The organism is Cloacibacillus sp., from assembly GCA_036655895.1.
GTDB lineage: Bacteria > Synergistota > Synergistia > Synergistales > Synergistaceae > JAVVPF01.
Genome location: JAVVPF010000004.1, coordinates 42,535 through 62,837, shown reverse-complemented (window position 1 = coordinate 62,837; position 20,303 = coordinate 42,535). Strand labels below are relative to the sequence as shown.

The 20,303-nt window shown below is 56.9% G+C and carries 17 protein-coding genes and 1 riboswitch; of the genes, 14 read left to right on the top strand and 3 right to left on the bottom strand.

Annotation, left to right across the window (positions count from 1 at the left end):
- The first annotated feature begins 175 nt into the window (after window positions 1–175).
- The 6 genes from RRY12_02540 to RRY12_02515 all read left to right on the top strand — a co-directional run bounded on the left by RRY12_02540 (window position 176) and on the right by RRY12_02515 (window position 8,189).
- The gene (locus tag RRY12_02540; protein MEG2183531.1) at window positions 176–550 is read left to right on the top strand and encodes a hypothetical protein; all 375 of its coding nucleotides are present in this window, start codon (window positions 176–178) and stop codon (window positions 548–550) included.
- A 90-nt stretch (window positions 551–640) separates the two neighbouring features.
- Window positions 641–4,942, top strand: coding sequence for an acyl-CoA dehydratase activase (locus RRY12_02535; protein MEG2183530.1), 4,302 nt, complete (start codon window positions 641–643; stop codon window positions 4,940–4,942).
- A gap of 39 nt (window positions 4,943–4,981) precedes the next feature.
- Window positions 4,982–6,091, top strand: coding sequence for a Coenzyme F420 hydrogenase/dehydrogenase, beta subunit C-terminal domain (locus RRY12_02530; protein MEG2183529.1), 1,110 nt, complete (start codon window positions 4,982–4,984; stop codon window positions 6,089–6,091).
- 155 nt (window positions 6,092–6,246) lie between these two features.
- Complete coding sequence (locus RRY12_02525) at window positions 6,247–7,161, top strand: 2-dehydropantoate 2-reductase (GenBank protein MEG2183528.1); 915 nt, start codon at window positions 6,247–6,249, stop codon at window positions 7,159–7,161.
- 474 nt (window positions 7,162–7,635) lie between these two features.
- Window positions 7,636–7,914, top strand: coding sequence for a type II toxin-antitoxin system RelB/DinJ family antitoxin (locus RRY12_02520; protein MEG2183527.1), 279 nt, complete (start codon window positions 7,636–7,638; stop codon window positions 7,912–7,914).
- Window positions 7,914–8,189, top strand: a complete 276-nt coding sequence (locus RRY12_02515; protein ID MEG2183526.1) for a type II toxin-antitoxin system YafQ family toxin — start codon at window positions 7,914–7,916, stop codon at window positions 8,187–8,189. The genes RRY12_02520 and RRY12_02515 overlap by 1 nt, the downstream gene beginning before the upstream one ends.
- A 90-nt stretch (window positions 8,190–8,279) precedes the next feature.
- Here RRY12_02515 and RRY12_02510 read toward each other — a convergent pair whose 3' ends face one another.
- Complete coding sequence (locus RRY12_02510; protein MEG2183525.1) at window positions 8,280–9,032, bottom strand: methyltransferase domain-containing protein; 753 nt, start codon at window positions 9,030–9,032, stop codon at window positions 8,280–8,282.
- Window positions 9,033–9,235: 203 nt separating this feature from the next.
- Window positions 9,236–9,354: riboswitch (molybdenum cofactor riboswitch) on the top strand.
- A 59-nt stretch (window positions 9,355–9,413) separates the two neighbouring features.
- Here RRY12_02510 and RRY12_02505 point away from each other — a divergent pair.
- Window positions 9,414–10,109, top strand: coding sequence for a response regulator (locus RRY12_02505; GenBank protein MEG2183524.1), 696 nt, complete (start codon window positions 9,414–9,416; stop codon window positions 10,107–10,109).
- Between the two features lie 103 nt (window positions 10,110–10,212).
- On the opposite strand, the gene RRY12_02500 is transcribed toward RRY12_02505, so the two are convergent.
- Window positions 10,213–11,601, bottom strand: a complete 1,389-nt coding sequence (locus RRY12_02500) for an MATE family efflux transporter (protein MEG2183523.1) — start codon at window positions 11,599–11,601, stop codon at window positions 10,213–10,215.
- 200 nt (window positions 11,602–11,801) lie between these two features.
- Between RRY12_02500 and RRY12_02495 the strand changes: the two genes are divergently transcribed.
- From RRY12_02495 to RRY12_02465, 7 genes are all read left to right on the top strand, one after another.
- On the top strand, window positions 11,802–13,160 hold the full coding sequence (locus tag RRY12_02495) for an MATE family efflux transporter (protein ID MEG2183522.1): 1,359 nt from the start codon (window positions 11,802–11,804) through the stop codon (window positions 13,158–13,160).
- A gap of 44 nt (window positions 13,161–13,204) precedes the next feature.
- Complete coding sequence (locus RRY12_02490; GenBank protein MEG2183521.1) at window positions 13,205–13,699, top strand: MarR family transcriptional regulator; 495 nt, start codon at window positions 13,205–13,207, stop codon at window positions 13,697–13,699.
- Between the two features lie 46 nt (window positions 13,700–13,745).
- Window positions 13,746–13,871, top strand: a complete 126-nt coding sequence (locus RRY12_02485; GenBank protein ID MEG2183520.1) for a hypothetical protein — start codon at window positions 13,746–13,748, stop codon at window positions 13,869–13,871.
- 174 nt (window positions 13,872–14,045) lie between these two features.
- Window positions 14,046–15,350 carry an NCS2 family permease gene (locus tag RRY12_02480; GenBank protein ID MEG2183519.1) on the top strand — a complete coding sequence of 435 codons (1,305 nt, stop codon included), beginning with the start codon at window positions 14,046–14,048 and terminating at the stop codon, window positions 15,348–15,350.
- A gap of 22 nt (window positions 15,351–15,372) precedes the next feature.
- Entirely contained in the window at window positions 15,373–15,735 is a 363-nt protein-coding gene (locus RRY12_02475) for a VOC family protein (GenBank protein MEG2183518.1), read from the top strand.
- A 312-nt stretch (window positions 15,736–16,047) separates the two neighbouring features.
- The gene (locus RRY12_02470; GenBank protein MEG2183517.1) at window positions 16,048–17,412 is read left to right on the top strand and encodes a sodium:alanine symporter family protein; all 1,365 of its coding nucleotides are present in this window, start codon (window positions 16,048–16,050) and stop codon (window positions 17,410–17,412) included.
- Between the two features lie 229 nt (window positions 17,413–17,641).
- On the top strand, window positions 17,642–19,024 hold the full coding sequence (locus tag RRY12_02465) for a sodium:alanine symporter family protein (protein ID MEG2183516.1): 1,383 nt from the start codon (window positions 17,642–17,644) through the stop codon (window positions 19,022–19,024).
- 87 nt (window positions 19,025–19,111) lie between these two features.
- Here the strand turns inward: RRY12_02465 and RRY12_02460 are convergent, their stop codons facing one another.
- Entirely contained in the window at window positions 19,112–20,131 is a 1,020-nt protein-coding gene (locus RRY12_02460; protein ID MEG2183515.1) for a homoserine dehydrogenase, read from the bottom strand.
- Between the last annotated feature and the right edge of the window lie 172 nt (window positions 20,132–20,303).

The following is a 20,303-nucleotide window of genomic DNA, read 5'->3' as shown; positions in this document are numbered from 1 at the left end:
CCCACACCCCCACACCCAACACCCCCCGCGCCGCCCCCCCCCCCCCCCCCCCCCCCCCCCCCCCCCCCCACGCCTCTGTTTTTTTGCCGACGCCTTTTTTGATTTTGATGTTTTTAGAAAAATATGGCGTTTTTATCAAAATATGCTACTCTATTATTGATAAGGAGGCGCTGGCATGGAGTATTTCGCAGGCAATGCAAGAAAATCATATTACGCTATGCTTATAGCGGCCTTCTATATTTCGTTGCAGGCATTCATCATGCTCTCAGTGGAAAGCCCTTTCCCTTCCGACATGCACAGCGCAAGCGACCTCTATGTAGTCCATGCGGTAAAAAACGTGAACGACGGCACTCTAGTCTCCTCGCGCTGCGGTGCGGCGCAGCGTTTTTCTCAGCTCAAGACGGCGTTCTTGCCCAGGCCTCTTGCTGTGGCGTTCTCAAAGAGTATGCGTATCTCCGCAGAACGTCCGCGCGAATGGGAGCAATGGAATCTGTCCGTCGGCTGTGAGCAGCAGTCTCATCCTTCTTCCGAAATGGTTTTCAGGAAATAAAAAACACCCCCTTCTTTGACCGGCTTCATTTGACGCAAAGCTAAAATTTTGCCCAAGGCGCGCCATAGGGCGCTTCGGGGCGGCTCGGATATGCAAAAGACGGGACCACAGCGGCTGCTGCGGCCGCTTTCGGCGCATCCGTTATCCACGGTGAACGAATTAGGGGGAGCTTCAATGGAACTTCTTCACGCAGGGCTTGATATAGGCTCCACGACTGCCAAAGCGGTTGTGCTGGACGAGCAGGACAGGATAGTCTTCAGCCGTTACAGCAGACACTTCGCCGACATAAAGACGGCAGTGGGAAAACTTGTGAACGATATAAGGGATTCTTTTTCAGAGTCAAAGATGACGCTTGCAATGGCCGGCTCCGGCGCGCTTGAACTTGCGCGCGGGATGGACGTGCCCTTCACGCAGGAGCAGATAGCCTGCACCGCGAGCATCACGCGCTTTCTGCCCGGCGTGGACGTCTGCATAGAGCTGGGCGGCGAAGACTCGAAGATAACGTTTTTTGACGAGGCCGGCGCGGAGCAGCGCATGAATGAGACCTGCGCCGGCGGCACTGGCGCCTTTCTCGACCAGATGGCGACGCTTTTTGGCACAGACGCGGCCGGGCTGAACGAGCTTGCGAAGGGCCATAAGACAATCTACCCCGTAGCTTCGCGCTGCGGCGTCTTTGCGAAGACCGACGTGCAGGCGCTGCTCAACGACGGCGCGTCGCGTCAGGACGTGGCCGCCTCCATCTTTCAGGCCATAGTCAACCAGACGATAAGCGGCCTCGCCTGCGGCAGAAGGATAGCGGGGAGAGTCGCCTTCCTCGGAGGGCCGCTCTATTTTCTTTCGGAGCTGCGCAGCCGCTTCACCGAGACGCTGCGGCTGCCTCTTGACCAATGTATCTTCCCGAAAAACCCGCACCTTTACGTTGCGATGGGCGCGGCCATCAGCGCCAAAAGGCAGGGCGCCGTGGGTGCGGACGTGCTCCAGCGGCGCGCGGAGCATTTTTTCATCTCCCACGCGGAGGGGCGCGGTTCCGCGCTTCCGCCTCTTTTTAATGACGAAACGGAGCTTGAAAGCTTCAGACAGAGGCATTCCTCATGCCGCGCAAAGCGCGCCTGCCTGAGCGAACATAAGGGCGACGCCTATCTTGGCATAGACGTAGGCTCTACGACGACGAAGATGGTGCTCATAGGCGACGGCGGGGAGCTGCTTTTTTCAAAATATATGCAAACAGGCGTAGGCGATACGTTGAAGACCGTGCGAGAGGCGCTGCTTGAGCTTTACTCGCAGATGCCGGAGCAGACGGTGATTGCGGGCAGCGGCGTCACAGGCTACGGCGAAAAGCTGATAAAGGCCGCCTTTTGCGTCGATACGGGAGAGGTCGAGACTGTGGCGCACGCCAAGGCCGCGGGCTTCGTGCTCCCCGGAGCAGATTTCGTCATTGACATCGGCGGTCAGGATATGAAGTGCCTGCGCATAAAAGAGGGCGTCATAAACGGAGTCTTCCTCAACGAAGCCTGCTCCTCGGGCTGCGGCTCCTTCTTGCAGAGCTTCGCGAAATCGCTGAACATGGAGATGGCCGAGTTCGCGCGCGCCGCGGAAAGCTCCCTCTCTCCGGTGGACTTAGGCTCGCGCTGCACCGTGTTCATGAACTCCAGGGTGCGTCAGGCGCAGAAAGAGGGTGCTTCCGTGCGCGACATCTCGGCGGGGCTAGTCTACTCCGTTGTCAAAAACGCGCTCTATAAAGTGCTCAAGATAAAAGACCCGGCGGAGCTGGGCGAGCGCATCGTGGTGCAGGGCGGCACATTTCGCAGCGACGCTCTGCTGCGCGCCTTTGAGCTTGTCACGGGGCGCGTCGTGGTGCGCCCCGACATCTCGGAGCTTATGGGGGCCTTCGGCGCCGCGCTCATCGCGCGTGAGCGGCGCGGTGAAAAAAGCACGCTGATCGGCGCTGAGGCGCTCGCTTCATTTCGCACGACGGCGACGACGCAGAGCTGCGCCGGCTGCGGCAACAGATGCCTGCTGACGCTCACCGCCTTCCCGGACGGCAAAAAATATATCTCCGGCAACCGCTGCGAGCGCGGCGGCTGCGCCGTGACGCACGAGCCGCTTCCTCCGAACCTTTTTGAGAAAAAATATAAACGGCTCTTTGACTATTACAGGCCGCTTGAGGCCGAAAACGCGCCGCGCGGCGCGCTTGGGATACCGCGCGTGCTCAACCTCTACGAAAATTATCCGTACTGGTTCACGCTCTTTACGGAGCTTGGGTTTCGCGTGGAGCTTTCGGGAAAGTCGCCCGACGAAAATCTTGGCATCGAGACGATCCCGTCGCAGACCGTCTGCTATCCGGCGAAGCTGGCGCACCGCCACATCACGGAGCTGCTTGAACGCGGCGTGAAAAACATCTTCTACCCGATAATCCTCCATGAGAAAAAAGAGTTCGCGGATGCGCAGAACGACTACAACTGCCCGGTCGTCACAGGCTATCCCGACGTCGCGCGCCTCAACATCGACCGGCTGAACGACGGCCGCGTCAACTTCATCCAGCCCGCGCTTTCGATAGAAAACGAGGCCGCTCTGGCAGAGACGCTTGCTCCGGCGCTTGCGTCGTTTGGCGTCTCAAAGGCCGAGCTGCGTCGCGCAGCGTGTGCCGCCGCCGCAGCAGCCCGGGCCTGCAAGGCGGACATCGCGGACTTCGGCAGGCAGGCGCTTGCGTGGCTTGCCGAACACGGCGGGGTCGGCATCGTCCTTGCGGGACACCCCTACCACCTGTCGCCCGAAGTCAACCACGGCATACCGGAGCTGATAAACAGCTACGGAGTGACGCTCTTCACAGAGGACTCCGTATGCGGCATGGCTGACGGCCTTGATGATAAAGACGAAATCGGCGCGGTGGATCAGTGGGTGTATCATTCGCGCCTCTACCGCGCCGCGATGGTGACGGCGAAACATCCCGCCTTTAAAAAGGTGGAGCTTGTGCAGTTCAACTCCTTCGGCTGCGGTCTGGACGCAATCAGCACAGAACAGACCGCGGAGATACTCGCGCGGCACGGCAAGCTCCACACCCTGATAAAGATCGACGAGGGAAAAAACAACGGCGCTGTAAAGATACGGATACGTTCGCTGCTTGCCGCTATGAAAATGGAACGGGGAGAAAAGAGCCCCTGCGCCGCGCCGCCTCTTGCAAAGGCGAAAAGCAAGGCGCGCCCAGGCGGACGTACGCTGCTTTGTCCGCCGCTTTCGCCCTTTCACTTCCAGTTCATCGAGGCGGCCTTCGACGGCAGCGGCGTGGATCTGAAGGTGCTGCCGGAGGGCGGGCGCGAGACGGTGGAGCTTGGGCTTCGCTATGTCAACAACGACGTCTGCTATCCTGCGATGATGGTCGTAGGCCAGTTCATCGAGGCGCTGAAAAGCGGCCGCTACGACCCGGAAAAAACGGACTGCCTCTACGCGCAGACCGGAGGGGCCTGCCGCGCCAGCAACTACATCCACCTTCTGCGCGGCGCTCTTTCCGCCGCCGGCTTTCCGCAGGTGCGCGTCCTTGCGCTGAATCGTCAGAAGGAGGGCGAGGCGGAGGGCTTCAAGCTGCCGCCGCGCGTCGCCTGGCGAGCGACGCTCGGGCTCTTCTACGGAGACCTGCTCATGCGCCTTTTGCTCCGCACCCGCCCCTATGAACGGGACAAGGGCGAGAGCATGAGGCTCCATGACCTTTGGGCCGCCCGCATAAAAGAAAACATCCGCGCCGGAAGCTGGCTCCGCTTCAAGAGCGACGTCCGCGAGATGACGCGCGATTTTGCCGCCGTGCCCATAGACGACATAAAGCGCCCGCGCGTCGGCATCACCGGCGAGATACTGGTCAAATACCACGCAAACGCCAACGAACGGCTGGTCGAGCTGATAGAGGAGGAGGGCGGCGAGGCCGTGTTGCCGGATATGAGCAGCTTCATCTCCTACTGCCTCTACGACGCCGTCTACGCCGGCAAGGGCCTCGCAGGCGCGTTTTTGCCGCGCCTCTTCAGCGAGGCGGGCCTCTGGGCGATAGAAAAGATAAAGGCCCCCATAGCCGAAGCTTTGCACGGCACGCGTTTCGGCGTCCCGCATAAAATAGAGGAGCTTGCGCGCCTGGGCGGCTCCGTCGTCTCGCAGGCGAACCAGGCCGGAGAGGGCTGGCTTCTGACCGCTGAAATGATGGCGCTGATAGAAAGCGGAGTTACCAACGTCCTCTGCGTGCAGCCCTTCGCCTGCCTGCCGAACCACGTCACCGGCAAAGGCGTCATAAAAGAGCTGAAACGCCGCTTCAAAGGCGCCAACATCCTGCCGCTCGACTACGACGCGAGCGTCAGCACCACCAACCAGCTCAACAGAATAAAACTGCTCATGGCGACTGCAAAGGCGTAAAATAAGGGCGGTCTTCGTGAAGAAAGCTGGTGGATAGATATGGAATCGGTCTACAGCGGTAAGAAAAACTGCTGCGGGTGCGGCCTGTGCGAGGCGCGCTGCCCAAAACGTGCGATAACGATGAAGGAGGACGCCGAGGGCTTCTTATATCCTGAGATCGACGGCGCCCTCTGCGTCGCCTGCGGGCTCTGCGTAAAGAGCTGTCCCCTATTGCGCAAAGATCGCTTCAAAGAGGCGGACGAGCCCTGTTTTTACGCCGCCACCCACAAGTCGGAAGAGGTGCTCATGCGCTCCACATCGGGAGGCGCTTTTACCGCGCTTTCGGACGTCGTCCTGCGGCGTGGCGGCGTAGTATACGGAGCGGACTTTGACGACGAACTGTGCGTTGTCCACCGCGCCGCGCGCGCTTCGGAAGGACGCGACCGAATGCGCCTTTCAAAATATGTCCAAAGCGACATCCGCTCCGTTCTTGCTGCAATAAAAGAAGATGCCGCGCGCGGCCCCGCGCTCTTTACCGGCACTCCATGCCAGTGCGCCGCGGTGCGCGCTCTCTTTGACGGCGCGGAGCCGGCGGAGCTTTTTATATGCGACCTCATCTGCCACAGCGTGCCCAGTCCGCTCATCTGGGAGGAATATAAAAAACTTCTGGGCCGCGAACGCGGCGGCAAGGTGACCGCAGCGCAGTTTCGTTCAAAAAAATACGAGTGGAACAGAGACAACAGCAACAAGGGCTTCATCTATAGGGTCGAGGGCGCGCAAGAAGAATTTGAAGATGAAAGATACTACCGCCTCTTCGTGCGCGAGCGCCTCATATCGCGCCCCTCATGCGGCGTCTGCCCCTTCACCGACACCAGACGCCCGTCGGACATGACGATCGCCGACTGCTGGGGAATAGAAAAATATGCACCCGAACTGTGCGACAGACGAGGCGTCTCCCTAATCATGACAAACACGAAAAAAGGCGGCGAGATGCTTGACGCAATGTCAAAGGATATTTCCATCTTTTTGCGTCCCAAAGAGGAGATAACGGCGGAGCAGCAGCGGCTCTCGAAAGCCGTCCCGTTCCCGCAGGAACGAGCCGCCTTTTGGGAGGCCTTCCGGCGCTTCGGCTTTGATGAAGCGCTGAAAATCTATGGGAACGACCGCTGACAGGACACTAAAAATCTGACCGGCGACTTTCCGCCGCGGCAGCATTGTTTGCCCGGTCTTGTTCAAAGGGCGCGCGCTTTTCTTGCGGCCTCCTGTGGCATATAATGCCTCTATAGTTTTATCAAAGCTGATGATTATGGAGGCTCGTTGAATAAATGAAATATCTGATAATCGGCGCGGGCGGCGTCGGAGGGACGCTTGCTGCATACATGGGCCGAGGCGGGTTCGACGTTACGCTCATCGCGCGCGGCGCGCACCTTGCCGCTATAAAGACGGCCGGAGGCGTCACCGTGGAAGAGGCAGGCGGCTTCTGCTTCACAGCGCCGCTTGCGGCCTGTGAGATGGAAAATTACGATGCGCGCCCCGACGTCATCTTTATCTGCGTAAAGGGCTACTCGATGCCGGAGGTCATGCCCTTTATAGAGCGCGCGGCGGCGCACGGCTGCGCCGTCATACCGCTGCTCAACATCTACGGCACAGGCAGCGCCATAGCGCGCCGGCTTCCCGCGGCCGTCACCGCCGAGGGCTGCGTCTACATCGCCTCTCAGATAAAAGAGCCGGGAAAGATTGCGATGAATGGGAAAATCTTCCGCGTAGTCTTCGGGCTGCCGGACGGCAGCGAATCTGAAATCCTGACACGGACGGCGGACGACCTGCGCGCGGCCGGCATAGAGACTGTGCTATCCCGCGACATAAAACGCGACGCATTCCGCAAATTCACCTTTGTTTCAGCTATGGCGGCCTGCGGCCAGTATCACGACGTGCTCGCCGACGCGATGCAGCGAGCGGGGGAGGAGCGCCGGCTCTTCACAGCCCTCGTGCGCGAACTCGTTCTGCTGGCCGACGCCTCCGGCATAAAATTGCCCGTAGAGATGGAGGCGGCAAACCTCAAGATATTGGACGCGCTTGCGCCCGACGCCTCGACCTCGATGCAGCGCGACATCCGCGCCGGAGGACGTTCCGAAATAGACGGCCTCGTCTACGAAGTGCCGCGCATGGCAAAACGTGCGGGCGCCTCCGCTCCGTTATACGAAAAGATAACTGCGGAATTAAAAGCGCGCGGGCTGTAAAAGAACGCCCGCTGAAAACAAGGCCGCTCGTCTTGCAAGCGGCCTTGTTTGTATAATCAATGCCTACGAACAGCCAGATTCTTTTTTATTATTTCTTTTTGCGTATAACAATCGGCATCAATAACGTAAGGGCAAAGATTCCTAGACCAGTGTTGCAGCCGCCGCTCGAACTTTCGCTTGGCGCTGGTGTTGGTGGCGGCAGAATTTCTTTGGTTGCCACAAATAATAATGTTTGCCGTTTCTGCCAGCTGGCGAGTTGAATCCTGCCTTGCCGCCAGAAGCTCCCTAGATGATGTCCGCGCCAAGACAGTTTTCGGTTATTCCATAGTTGCGCCCAGCTACTCTGCCAGAATAGCAAGGCCTTTTAAATAGTTTTGCGTATTTGCTTGTTTTGTAGGTTTCATGGTTGATGCGACCAGTTATGAGATATATAATAGATAGCAAATAGATATTATATAAAGGAGAGCGATGACAATGGCCGTTTCCAGCGTGGAGATCATTACAGTGAGGATAAAAAAAGATGTGAAAAAACAGGCGATGGAAAACGCGGCGGCTGTGGGCATTCCTCTTGCCTCTCTCATCAACGCCTTTGTTACAAAATTCGCGGCAGAGGGAAGGGTTCCTTTTGAGATTTCAGTGCCTCAGAGGCCGAATAAAAGCGTAAGAGCCGCGATAGACGAACTGGAGTCCGGCGGCGGCGAACGCTGCGCCTCAATCGAGGATATGTATAGGGTGGCGGGAATAAAAAGCTGATGCGAGAGCTGGTCCTCTCCGCCAGGTTCAGAAAAGATTTGAAACGCATCTGCCGCCAGCAAGCGCCGCTGGGCGTTATTGACGAAGCTGTGGCCCTCTTGATGAACGATGCGGATATTCCAGCGTCATTCAAAGACCACGCTCTCATAGGCGGATGGAAGAGCTACAGGGAATTGCACCTTGCTCCTGATTTACTGCTGATATATAAAAAAGGTGATGATAACACTTTAAAGCTTGCGGCGGCGGGGAGCCATTCGGAACTTTTTGATAAATAGATTTTTTGCAGATAGTTTTAGAAAACGAGAGGCGCTCCTGATTTTACGGCGGCCTCTCGTTTTAGTTGGTATTGGGTAGTTCTTCCGGGGTTATTCCTCCGGCTTTACCGCGAGGAATCTCAGGCGGACGTAGTCCGCGGTCCATCCCTTTTCTTTGTCAAAAAGCAGCGGGCGGCAGTAGTCCTCCACCTCTTTGTAGAACGACTCTTTCTCGTCCTGCGTGAAGCCGGCGGTGTGGCTTGCCGTGAAGACCTCGAGCCATCCACGGAGGCCCTTTTCAAGGGGTGTGGGACGGTCTATCCTCGCTATGAATTTTACCTTGAAGCCCTGGCTCTCCAGAATGTCGGAGAAGGTTCCAAGCTCAGGATATTTCCACGGGTTGCGCGCCTTATAGTCGATGCCGCGCTTTATGAGCGCAATTTTTATGCCTTCGCGGATGATGCGCACGCAGCCCTCTCCGCCGCATTCGGCTGCAAAGCGGCCGCCCGGCTTCAGAAGGTTCCAGACGCGGCGCACTACGGCGTAGTGGTCAGGCATCCAGTGGATGGCGGCGTTGCTGATCACCGCGTCGAATTTCTCATCCATCTTCAGCGTCTGCGCGTCGGCAACGCGCGCGTCGATGCCAAGCTCCTTTGCGGCCTCAACCATCTCGGGGCTTGAATCCGTCCCGATGACTGAACAGCCCATATCGGCAAGTTCTTTGGTGAGTACGCCCGTGCCGCAGCCGAGATCGAGCACTCTTTCTCCAGCCTTTGGTTCAAGCAGTTCTATAACGGGGCGTCCAAACTTCGGCACGAAGTCCGCGCTGTTTTTGTAACTTTCCGGGTTCCAGATCTGATTCATAGACGGCACCTCTTTCTTTCTATCGCGCCTCATGCGCGGCGCGGCGTTATTTTATTCCGCCTCTACATTATATCGGACTTGTCCGCACTCTGCACTGTTTTACCGCCTATTTTCGCCGGAAAATAAAACGGCGCGCCGCTTGCGTGCGGGGCGCGCCGTTTCTTGACGAAAGGGCGCTCTTTGTTATAATCATAAGTGAAATTAAGTAGATATAACCCCGAGTCTTATTTCCTGTGGAAATCATCTTTCTATGGAGAAAGACCGTTGGGTGTCTCTGGAAACGGAGGCGCCTCCCAGTTGGAAAGGGGAAGCCCGTCATCTGCCCGGCAGCTGCCGTGTCCCTTCCTGATGTCATCATTTTATGAGAGGAGAAAGTGGCATATGCGCAGTTTAAAGGTACTCATTGCCGAATCAGACCCGCTTCTTCAGAAACTATACGCCGACGTTATCAATAACGATAACGCCTTCATGCTTCTTAAGTGCGTCTCTACGGGAACCGCGATGTTTGAGGCCATGCGCTGCATCGATGTCGATGTCGTGCTGCTGGACCTCTATTTGAAGGATTTCAGCCCGGAGGCCGGGCTTGGCGAGCTGCGCAGCGAATTTCCGCGCACCGATTATATCGTCGTCTCTTCCGGCGACAACCCAGAGCTTGTGCGAAAGGCGCTCTGCTCCGGCGTCTTTGAATTTCTTGTGAAGCCCTTTTCCTTTGAGAGGCTGCGGGCGGCGCTGAAAAATTATCAGCTCTACCATCATTCCCTGACTGGACGCACGCGCCCGTGGCAGCAGGAGGACCTTGACGCGCTCATCTCGATGAAGAGCCACGACGCCTCTTGGGCCAACAACCGCTCCATTCCGAAGGGGCTTCAGCTCAAATGCCTCAACGAGATAGAGAGCTTCCTCAAAGCGACGGAGGAGACCTACTCCGCGCAGGAGGTGGGCGATCAGCTTGGCATCTCTCGTTCTACGGCGCGCCGTTATCTTGAGTTTTTGACGATGAGCGAGCGCGTGGTGGTGGAGTACGCCTACCGTAAGGTCGGGCGTCCCGAAAAACGCTACCGCATGGCGCTCTTGTAGGGGCATTTTCTGTTAAGAGATAAAATGGCGCCGGCTGGACCTTTGCGTCCAGCCGGCGCTTTATCATGTCCGCAGCAAGATGCCGCCTATGCGTTTTCTTGGCTTACATCGCCGTTTTTTCCAGTTCTTTTTGTTTCAGCATCTTTAAAAAATAGTAGAGGAACGGAATGCTTGTGGCGAAGCTCAGAACGTCGGAGATGGGCTGCGTCGCCTCCACTCCCGTGAGGCCGAAGATGGCGGGCAGCAGCGTTATCAGCGGCAGGAAATAGATGCCCTGACGCGTGCAGGCCAGGAATGTGGCGCGTCCCGCCATGCCCGTGGACTGGTGCGCCATGTTCGTTGCCACAAAGAGCGGCTGAAGCAGCAGCGCCGCCGCCTGCCAGCGCATGGCGCGCGTGCCTATCGCTATGACCATTGCGTCCTCGCCGCGGAAGAATGCGATTATGTCGGGCGCGAAGAACCAGCAGACGGCAGAAAGCACGGCCATCATCGCCATTCCCGTTTTTACAGTGAACCAGAGGGCGTCGCGCACGCGGCGGTAGTTTCGCGCGCCGAAATTATATCCGGCGACTGGCTGAAAGCCCTGTCCCAATCCTATCATGACGGAGAGTATGAGCGCGAAGGTGCGCCCGACGATGGACATTGCGGCCACCGCTGCGTCCCCCCAGCCTCCGGCCGCCGTGTTGAGCGCCGCCGTCCCGACAGCCGCAAGCCCCTGCCGTGAAAGAGAGGGGCAGCCGAGGCGCAGGATGGAGAAAAAGACGGCGGCCCTGCGCGATATGTTCTTTGGCGAAAGCTTGATGACGCTCTTTCCGCGCGCGAAGAAAGAAAAGAGGATGGAGAAGCTGACGCACTGCGAAAGCAGCGTTGCGGCGGCCGCGCCCGATATGCCCCAGCCGAAGGCGAAGATGAATATAGGGTCGAGCGCCATATTCAGCACGCCTCCGCTCACAAGGCCGCACATGGCAAAGGCCGCCTTGCCCTCGGAGCGCAGGATGTTGTTCATAGAGAGCGAGCTGCAAATGACGGGCGCGCCAAGCAATATCCACCGCGCGTAGTCGCGGGCGTAGGGAAGTATCGTAGGCGTCGAGCCCAAAAGCCTCATCAGCGGGTCGAGAAAGAAAAGGCCGGCCGCGCAGATGACGGCGCCAGTGAACATCGCGGAAAAGAACGAAGTCGAGCCGTATTCGCTTGCCGCGCGCGCGTCGCCCGCGCCAAGCATCCTAGCTATGACGCTTGCGGCTCCCATGCCGAGCGTGAAGCCCGCCGCCTGAAAGATGGACATCAGAGAAAAGACGACGCCCACAGCGCCGCTTGCGCTCGTTCCAAGCTGCGAGACGAAGTAGGTATCCGCCGTATTATATATTGTGGTGACCAGCATACTTGCGATGGTGGGCAGCGCAAGAGAAACGATAAGCGGCCCCACCGGGCCGCAGGTCATGCGCGCGTGCTGCTCCACCGCGTTTTTTGCCGGAGCTTTGAAGAATTTCATTTCATCATTTCCTTCGGCTCTTCCTATTAAAGACGCTATATAGACGCTATGTAAAGTATATATCAATATTTCAGTAATGGCGTCTCTTTGTAAAATATATCAGCTCCTTGTGCGGCGCGTCCGTCGCCCTCTGCGGTTGACTTAATAAATAGTACGTGATAATATTATCCGTAGTCGTACTATATTTGGAGGTTTTAAAAATGTTCCACACAAAGAATTACAAAGAGCTGAACAGGCTGTTTCTTATGTTTGTCCTGCCGGCCATCGGCTCGCAGCTTTTGAGCGGAGTCTATACCATCGTCGACGGCTTTTTCGTCGGCTGGGGGATGGGCCAGCAGGGGCTTGCAGCCATTGGGCTCGCCTTTCCGTTCACGGTGCTGGTGACGGCGATAGGCGCGGGCATCGGTGTGGGCGGGGGCGCGCTCATCGCTATGAGCCTTGGAGAGAAGGACGACGCGCGCGCCGAGCGCATACTGGGGGCGATGGCGGCGATGACGCTTGCCGCGTCGCTTGCCGCAACTTTGCTGCTCACGCCGCTTGCAGAATATCTGCTTACCTATTACAAAGTTTCGCCGGACGTAGCGCGCATGGCTGACGAATACGCCTGGATACTTATAATTTCTTCGCCCGCTCAGGTGATAACGATGGCGATGCTGGGCGCCGTGCGCAATGACGGCTTTCCGCGCAAGGCGATGTATATCATGATAGGCGCCTTCTGCGTCAACATCGTGCTCGACTGGCTCTGGGTCATAGTGTTTCCGTTCCGCATAGCGGGCGCGGCGTGGGCCACCGTAGTCTCTCAGGCGGTGTCGGCCTTATTTCTTTCTTCGCATTTTCTGCTTGGCCGCTCGCACGTCAAGCTCAAACTTTCACGGCTGCGGCTGCCCTTTGATATAGTTAAAAAGATAATCGTCATGGGCGTTTCACCGTTTGGCGTGCAGATAGCGACGGCGGTCACTATGATACTTTACAACTGGCAGGCGCTAGCCTACGGCGGCGACATCGGCGTTGCCGCGTACGCCGTGGTGGGTTACATCGTTCCCGTCGGCGTCATGCTGGAAGAGGGGATAGCGGAGGGCATACAGCCGCTCATCAGCTTCTACCACGGCGCGAATCTCAAGGCTCGCAGGCGGCTGACGGCGCGCCTCGGCTTCAGTGCGGCTATCGGCGTGGGGCTCTTCTGTTCACTGCTGCTTTTCTGCAGCGATATGGTCATCCCCGACTTCTTCTCAATGAGGGGGACGGCGGCCGACGTCGCGGCGCGCGGGCTGCTGCTTTCAGTTCCGGTCTTCCCGTTCCTCGGGCTTGCCAAGGTCGGAGCCTCCTATTATCAGGCGATAGGGCAAAGCGGAAAGGCCTCGTTTCTGACCTACGGCGATCCGTTCGTGCTCCAGCCGCTCTTTTTGTGGACGCTGCCGCTTCTATTTGCTCTGGACGGAGTGTGGCTTTCAATGTTCTTCGCCAACTTTACTCTTGCCGCGATATTCCTTATCATGTGGAGGAACGGCAACTCAAAGCGTCTGCCGATGGCGCGCCGCGGTTCGGTTGTGATTTTTTGACGCGCCGCCTGCAATGCATCTGTAATGGAGGAAGATACATATAAATGGATGACAACGTAAAAGACAAGACGGAGGGGAAAAAGCTGAGCTTTGTGCAGGAGCTTTCCGATATATGGCGGCGCTACGACCAGGTCTATTCACGCTGGGCGGAGCGTCACGGGCTTTCCACAAACGCAATGTCGCTCGTTGAGGAGCTGCAGATGCGGCCCGAGGGAATGGAGCCGGCGGCGGTCGCAGATTATCTCGGCGTGCCGCGCCAGACGATGACCTCCACGCTCGACGCGCTTGAAAAGCGCGGAATAATAGAGCGTCTGCCCCATGCCACGGACCGACGCCGCAAAGTGATAAAGCTGACGGCCGAGGGCCAGACGATGGCGGACGGCCTCGTAGACGAACTCCACCGCTGGGTGACTAACGCGCTTTGCGCCGTGCCGCACGCAGACCGGGCGCGCGCGATGGCCGCGGTTCGCCTTTTCTGCGGAAGACTGGAGTCGACGCTTAGTAGTACTACGGGGGCTTTGAAAGATGAGGCGCTGTAATATTACGGGAGCGCCTGAAAGATGAGCGTCAAAAGGAGTGAGCGTAGTGGACAAAAGAGAGGAAAAGCGCCTTGAGCGGCAGGTCGAACGCGATACCTTCAAAACGGTCTGCGTAGTGACGGCGGTGGTCTTCGTAGTGATAAGCATAGTCTGGTCGTTTATGGGCTATTAACAGCGCCGGCAAACGAACATTGGGACATTGAGCGAAATGAACTGAAAATTTCCGGAGCGCCTTTTGCCTCTTGACGGCGGGGCGCGCCGGACTTATTGTTTTTATATGATCTTCCGGCGGAGGCGTAACGACGCCGCTTGCCTGTCGATATATATCTTTTTAGGAGGTAACTTTATGAACGCTTGGCTGGAAAAACAATTCAAGCTTTCCCAGAACCACACAGACGTGCGGACTGAAGTGCTTGCGGGCATCACCACATTCATGACCATGGCCTATATCATCTTTGTCAACCCCGGCATACTCTCCGCTACTGGAATGCCCTTTGGCTCGCTGCTGGTGGCGACATGCCTTGGCGCGTCGCTTGCCACCTTTTTGATGGCGTTTCTTGCGAACTATCCGTTCGCGCTTGCGCCCGGCATGGGGCTGAACGCGTTTTTTGCCTTCACCGTCGTGCTCGGTATGAAGATACCGTGGCAGACGGCGCTTGCCGCGGTCTTCATTGAGGGCGTCATCTTCATCGTACTCACCTGCACGAAGGTGCGCGAGCAGGTGGTCAACTCCATCCCAAAGACGCTCAAAATAGGCGTATCTGCGGGCATAGGCATCTTTATCACCTTCATCGGCCTCCAGAGCGCGGGGCTCATAGTCAACAACGACGCCGTGCTGGTGGGCCTTTCGCCTCTTGCGCACAACATCCCGGGGCTTCTGGCTCTTGCCGGAGTGCTGATAATGATAACGCTTGAAACGCGCCATGTAACGGGCGGCATCCTCATCGGGATAGTCATCATAACTCTTGTCGGCATCCCGCTTGGCGTTACGAAGATGCCGCAGGGCTTGATGTCGATGCCTCCGTCCATCTCGCCCATCTTTATGAAGATGGACTTCTCCATGATAGCGAAGCCGGAGTTCTGGGTCATAGTGCTGACCTTCTTCTTCGTGGACTTCTTTGACACGGTGGGGACGCTTGTCGGCGTCGCAAGCCGCGCGAACATGCTCGACAAAAACGGCAACCTGCCGAACGCAAGCCAGGCGCTCATGTCCGACGCAATAGGCACGACGGCGGGCGCGGTGCTCGGCACCTCCACCGTCACCACCTTCGTTGAAAGCGCAAGCGGCGTTGAGCAGGGCGGACGCACCGGCCTCACCGCGCTTGTCGTGGCGGTGCTCTTTTTGCTCGCCATGTTCTTCAGCCCGATAATAGCGGTCGTTCCCGCCTGCGCCACAGCGCCAGCCCTCATCATGGTCGGCGGCTATATGATGATGGGCTTCAAGGACATGGACTACAGCGACTGGACGGAGTTCTTCCCCGCCATCATCGCCTTCTTCATGATGCCCTTTGCCTACAGCATCGCGGCCGGCATCGAGTTTGGAATAGTCTCCTACGTCGCGCTCAAGGTGCTGATGGGACGCGGCAAAGAGATAAACTGGATGCTCTACGTGCTGGCTCTGCTCTTTATTTTGAACAGGGCGTTCCTGTAAGTTCAGGAGGACGACGCGAACAATGTTTTTTACCTTCAATCACTTCAACTTCAACGTCCTTGACCTTGACCGCAGCCTCAACTTCTACAAGTGCGCGCTGCATCTGCGCGAGGCGCACAGAAAGGAGCGTGAGGACTTCACGCTCGTCTACCTTGGCGACGGGGAGACCGGCTTTGAACTTGAACTGACGTGGCTCAAAGACCGTACGGAGCCGTATGCGCTGGGCGACAATGAATTTCATTTAGCGATGAGGGTCAAGGACTTTGACGCGGCCCACAGGCTTCACGAAGAGATGGGCTGCATCTGCTACGAGAACCGCGACATGGGCATCTATTTCATCGAAGACCCCGACGGATACTGGATCGAGATAGTGCCGGAAAGATAATCAATAAACTGTTATTTTAAAAAGAGGCTGTTTTCCCATTCATAAAATGGATGGGGAAACAGCCCTTTTTGTTGATGAGAACAAAAAATAGATGCGCTGCCGCGCTTAGTCTTGTGTAAATTGTGCTGGGCTACGAGAATTGCGTATAATAGATAAAAATATACTAATAATAATTTACAATTATCTATTTGTGAGATATAATCCGTTTGTCGAGTGAAAGCTTATTAATCTTAGTTTTTATCCGATACGCGCACAAGTAGTTATGTTCCATTCTCTGTTTTATCATTATATTAAAGGTAGGAGTTGGTTTTTATGGATCAGTTAACGGTACTGGTTTCAAAGGCAAACAGCTTCATCTGGGGACTTTACTGCCTCATTCCCCTTCTCTGCGGCACAGGGCTTTATTTCACGCTGAAACTTAATTTTGTTCAGATACGCAAGTTCGGCCTCGCCATCAAGTACACCTTCGGCGGCCTTACCCTTTTCGGCAAACGCGCCGACAAGGACGGAATGAGCTCGTTCCAGGCGCTGGCCACAGCTATCGCGGCACAGGTCGGAACGGGAAACCTCGCGGGAGCGGCCACGGCCATCGCGATGGGCGGCCCCGGCGCCATCTTCTGGATGTGGATAGCGGCCTTCTTCGGAATGGCTACCATCTTTGCAGAAGCGGTGCTCGCGCAGGTCTATAAGGAAAAGCTTCCCTCAGGGCAGGTCGTAGGCGGCCCGGCTTACTACATCTCACGCGGCCTCAAATGCCCGAAACTTGCGATGTTCTTCGCCGTCGCCCTCATCATCGCCCTTGGCTTCATCGGCAACATGGTGCAGTCGAACTCTATAGCTGATGCCTTCAACAACGCGTTCGGCGTAAACCGCCTCCTCGTCGGAGTCGCGGTCGCGGCCCTTGGCGGATTCGTCTTCTTCGGCGGCGTAGGCCGTATCGCCTCCATCACTGAAAAGATGGTTCCCATCATGGCGGCTGGCTATCTGCTCTTTGGCCTCTTCATACTCATCCGCTACGCCGGACACATCATCCCGGCCTTCGGAATGGTAATAGAGGGCGCCTTCAACCCTGCGGCGGCCACGGGCGGCCTCATCGGCGCCACGATGAAAGAAGCGATACGCTACGGCGTAGCGCGCGGCCTCTTCTCCAATGAGGCCGGTATGGGCTCCACGCCGCACGCCCACGCAATAGCAAAGGTCAAGAACCCCGCCGAACAGGGCTTCGTCGCTATCATGGGCGTCTTTGTAGACACCTTCCTCGTCCTCAACATGACGGCCTTCGTCATCTTCGTCACCGGCGCGCTCGATGGCAAGACAAGCGGCATCGCCCTCACGCAGAAGGCGTTCACGCTCGGCCTCGGCTCCTACGGTATGCCCTTCGTCGCAGTCTGCATGCTCTTCTTCGCCTTCTCAACGATAATCGGCTGGTACTTCTTCGGCGAGCAGAACATCATGTTCCTCTTCGGCGAAAAGGGCCTTACGCCGTACCGCGTCGTAGTCATGCTCTTCGTCTGCCTCGGCTCTGCGCTGAAGCTCGACCTCGTATGGGAGCTTGCGGACTTCTTCAACGGCATCATGGTCTTCCCGAACCTGCTCGCCCTCATCGGACTGAGCAAGGTGGTAAGCGAGGCTCTGAAGAATTTCGACGACCAGGGACGCCTGAAGGCGACGAAGTAACACAAGCGCCGCTTGTGCGAATAAACCCACAAAATAAAAGAGCCGTCCGTTCAGGGCGGCTCTTTTCTCATTTTTTACGCGTAATGTTTGGGAAATAGGCAATATAACGGACGGCTAGTTTATAATAGTCTGTCTATTTGTGTTACAAATGCTCTTTACAAGATATTTGTTAAGTGATAATCTTCTCCCATTTAAATTGCATAATTTAAATAGTTGAGGGGGAGTTTTTATGGATTGGTTTTGGAAGTTTAACGATTTTCTAAACGGGATAATCTGGGGACCCTGGATGCTGGCTCTTCTTGTCGGAACGGGAGTGTGGCTGACGCTGGTGCTTCGTTTTCCGCAGGTGCGCTATTTCGGTCTGATGTTCCGTGAGGTCTTTGGCAACATCACGAAAAAATCAGAGCACGCAGGCAGCATCTCTTCGTTTGCTGCAATGGCGACCGCGCTTGCGGCCACGGTAGGCACCGGAAATATCGCGGGCGTTGCTACGGCGCTTCATCTTGGCGGCCCTGGCGCGCTCGTTTGGATGATGATCTCCGCAATCTTTGGAATGACGACGAAGTTCAGCGAAGTGACGCTAGCGGTGAAATACAGAGAGCCTGACGAGAACGGCGGCTACCGCGGCGGCACGATGTACATCCTTGAAAAAGGGCTGGGCATGAAATGGCTCGCGATGGTTTTTGCCTTCCTCACATTCCTCGCCTCCTTCGGCATCGGCAACATGGTGCAGTCGAACTCAACGGCGGAAGGCATCTCTATGGGCTTTGGCGTGCCGCACCTTGTTACCGGCGTCGTCATAGCGGCTCTTGTCGGACTGGTAATATGGGGCGGCCTTACGAGGATAGCCACAGTTACGGTCTACATGGTGCCCTTTATGGCGATTTTTTACATCCTCGGCGCCTTTGCGATAATAGTCGCGCATTATGAGGCTATTCCCGGCGCGATCAGCAGCGCTTTCTACGGCGCGTTTTTCGACCCGATGGCGCTCCCCGGCGCTCTTGCCGGATGGTCGGTCAAGATAGCGATCACGCGCGGTATTTCACGCGGTGTCTTCTCAAACGAGGCCGGCCTTGGCTCCGCTCCTATGGTGCACTGCACGGCGCGTACAGACCACCCCGTGCGTCAGGGGCTTTACGGGCTGTTTGAAGTTTTCATGGACACGATAATCATCTGCAACCTCACCGCTATCACTATTCTTGCAACAGGCGTGCTGACGGGACAGCCCGAACTTACCGGCGCGCAGCTTTCGCTTGCGGCCTTCAGCTCCGTGCTTGGCCCCGCAGGCGTCATGATACTCTCTGTGGCGCTTTCGCTCTTCGCGCTTTCTACGATCCTTGGCTGGTACTGGTACGCTGAGACGGCGCTCGTCTATCTTTCGCATGGCAAAGGCACCTTCATCAAGCCGTTTAAGTTCTTCTGGATGCTGCTTATCGTGCTCGGCGCGTGGGGCGGTGGAGAAGCGCTTGCGAACCTTTGGAACCTCTCTGATACGCTGAACGGCATGATGGCTATCCCGAACCTTATCGGGCTCTTGCTTCTGACGAAGGAGCTGCGCGTCCTCGTTAAGGATTTCGACCAGAAACGCCGCGACGGAACGCTTAAGGTCTAAGTTTTAAAAATAACGCAGCGGATACGAAAAGAGCGGGCAAAGGCCCGCTCTTTTATATTGGCAAAGGTTTGCTGCCGCCCGCTGTCGTTAATGGCTTCCCATTCTTATCATGTCGCCCAAAAGCGCCTGCGCCGTTTCGCGGCGTCCCGCGCCGGGGCCCGATATGGTGATGTCGCCCAGGTTGTCGGTCTGGATGGTTATCGCGTTCGTCGCGCCGTTTATTGAGGCAAGCGGCGAGGCAAGCGATATTTCTTTCGGCATTACGTAGGGGTGCATACCGAAGCTGTCAAAGCGCACGCCGGCTATAAGCTTTATGGCGAAGCCCGCTTTGCGCGCCTCTTCTATCTGGCGCGGCGTTATCTGGGTGATGCCGATGCGCGTTATGTCCTTCACCTGGACCTCTTTGCCGTATATTATCTTTGAGAGTATCGCCACTTTGACGGCGGCGTCCCAGCCTTCTACGTCGCCGGAGGGGTCGGCCTCTGCGTATCCGAGCGAGGTGGCCTCGATGAGCGCGTCGGCGTAGGTGGCGCCTTCGCCCATTTTGGTCAGTATGAAGTTTGTCGTGCCGTTCAGTATGCCTTCAAAGCCGAGCACGGAGCAGCCCGCTATGCCGTTTTTGACCATGTCGATGAGCGGTGTGCCGCTCATGACGACGCCTTCGTAGGCGAGGCGCGCGCCGCATTCTTCGGCTGTGTGCGTCAGCTCGTCGAACGCTACGGCAAGCGGCCCCTTGTTTGTGGTGGCTACGCTTATGCCGCGCGCAAGCGCAGAGCGGAGGTGCACAAGGCCCGCGCCGCCGGTCTTCATGTCCGTTGGCGTGCATTCGGCAAGCAGCGTCGCTCCGGATTCGTGCAGCAGCTCGTCGAAGGGCACCGCCGCCTGCATGAAGCCGGAGAAGCTGCGGCGTTCGTGAAGCGCGGCAAGCACCGCGTCAAGATCAAGCCCCTCCGCGTTCATTACGACGCCCTTCATGAGGTCGCTTATGAGCACCACTTTGAATTCAAAGCCGTATTTTTCCCTGAGTTCGTCCTGTTTGTCGTGCAGCAGCTCTAGAAGCGCCGTTCCGACGTTGCCGCATCCGGCAAGCGCTATGTTGTTTATCATTATGATTCCTCCAAAAGTACGTTTGTAAATATAATTTGCAGATTATAACATATCCGAAAAATATGTGTAAAAATAAAAGAAAAAATTGTGGATGACAACAAAAAATACCGCGCGCGCAAGTTTTTTTGAGGACTTTCGCGGCGCGGCATTCAATATTTGTGATATTGACGCG

Coding starts and splice junctions, on each gene's coding strand:
- RRY12_02490 (MEG2183521.1), top strand. CDS start 13,205: ATGGATGACAACGTAAAAGACAAGACGGAGGGGAAAAAGCTGAGCTTT.
- RRY12_02480 (MEG2183519.1), top strand. CDS start 14,046: ATGAACGCTTGGCTGGAAAAACAATTCAAGCTTTCCCAGAACCACACA.
- RRY12_02530 (MEG2183529.1), top strand. CDS start 4,982: ATGGAATCGGTCTACAGCGGTAAGAAAAACTGCTGCGGGTGCGGCCTG.
- RRY12_02460 (MEG2183515.1), bottom strand. CDS start 20,131: ATGATAAACAACATAGCGCTTGCCGGATGCGGCAACGTCGGAACGGCG.
- RRY12_02515 (MEG2183526.1), top strand. CDS start 7,914: ATGCGAGAGCTGGTCCTCTCCGCCAGGTTCAGAAAAGATTTGAAACGC.
- RRY12_02465 (MEG2183516.1), top strand. CDS start 17,642: ATGGATTGGTTTTGGAAGTTTAACGATTTTCTAAACGGGATAATCTGG.
- RRY12_02500 (MEG2183523.1), bottom strand. CDS start 11,601: ATGAAATTCTTCAAAGCTCCGGCAAAAAACGCGGTGGAGCAGCACGCG.
- RRY12_02540 (MEG2183531.1), top strand. CDS start 176: ATGGAGTATTTCGCAGGCAATGCAAGAAAATCATATTACGCTATGCTT.
- RRY12_02495 (MEG2183522.1), top strand. CDS start 11,802: ATGTTCCACACAAAGAATTACAAAGAGCTGAACAGGCTGTTTCTTATG.
- RRY12_02475 (MEG2183518.1), top strand. CDS start 15,373: ATGTTTTTTACCTTCAATCACTTCAACTTCAACGTCCTTGACCTTGAC.
- RRY12_02505 (MEG2183524.1), top strand. CDS start 9,414: ATGCGCAGTTTAAAGGTACTCATTGCCGAATCAGACCCGCTTCTTCAG.
- RRY12_02520 (MEG2183527.1), top strand. CDS start 7,636: ATGGCCGTTTCCAGCGTGGAGATCATTACAGTGAGGATAAAAAAAGAT.
- RRY12_02525 (MEG2183528.1), top strand. CDS start 6,247: ATGAAATATCTGATAATCGGCGCGGGCGGCGTCGGAGGGACGCTTGCT.
- RRY12_02470 (MEG2183517.1), top strand. CDS start 16,048: ATGGATCAGTTAACGGTACTGGTTTCAAAGGCAAACAGCTTCATCTGG.
- RRY12_02535 (MEG2183530.1), top strand. CDS start 641: ATGCAAAAGACGGGACCACAGCGGCTGCTGCGGCCGCTTTCGGCGCAT.
- RRY12_02510 (MEG2183525.1), bottom strand. CDS start 9,032: ATGAATCAGATCTGGAACCCGGAAAGTTACAAAAACAGCGCGGACTTC.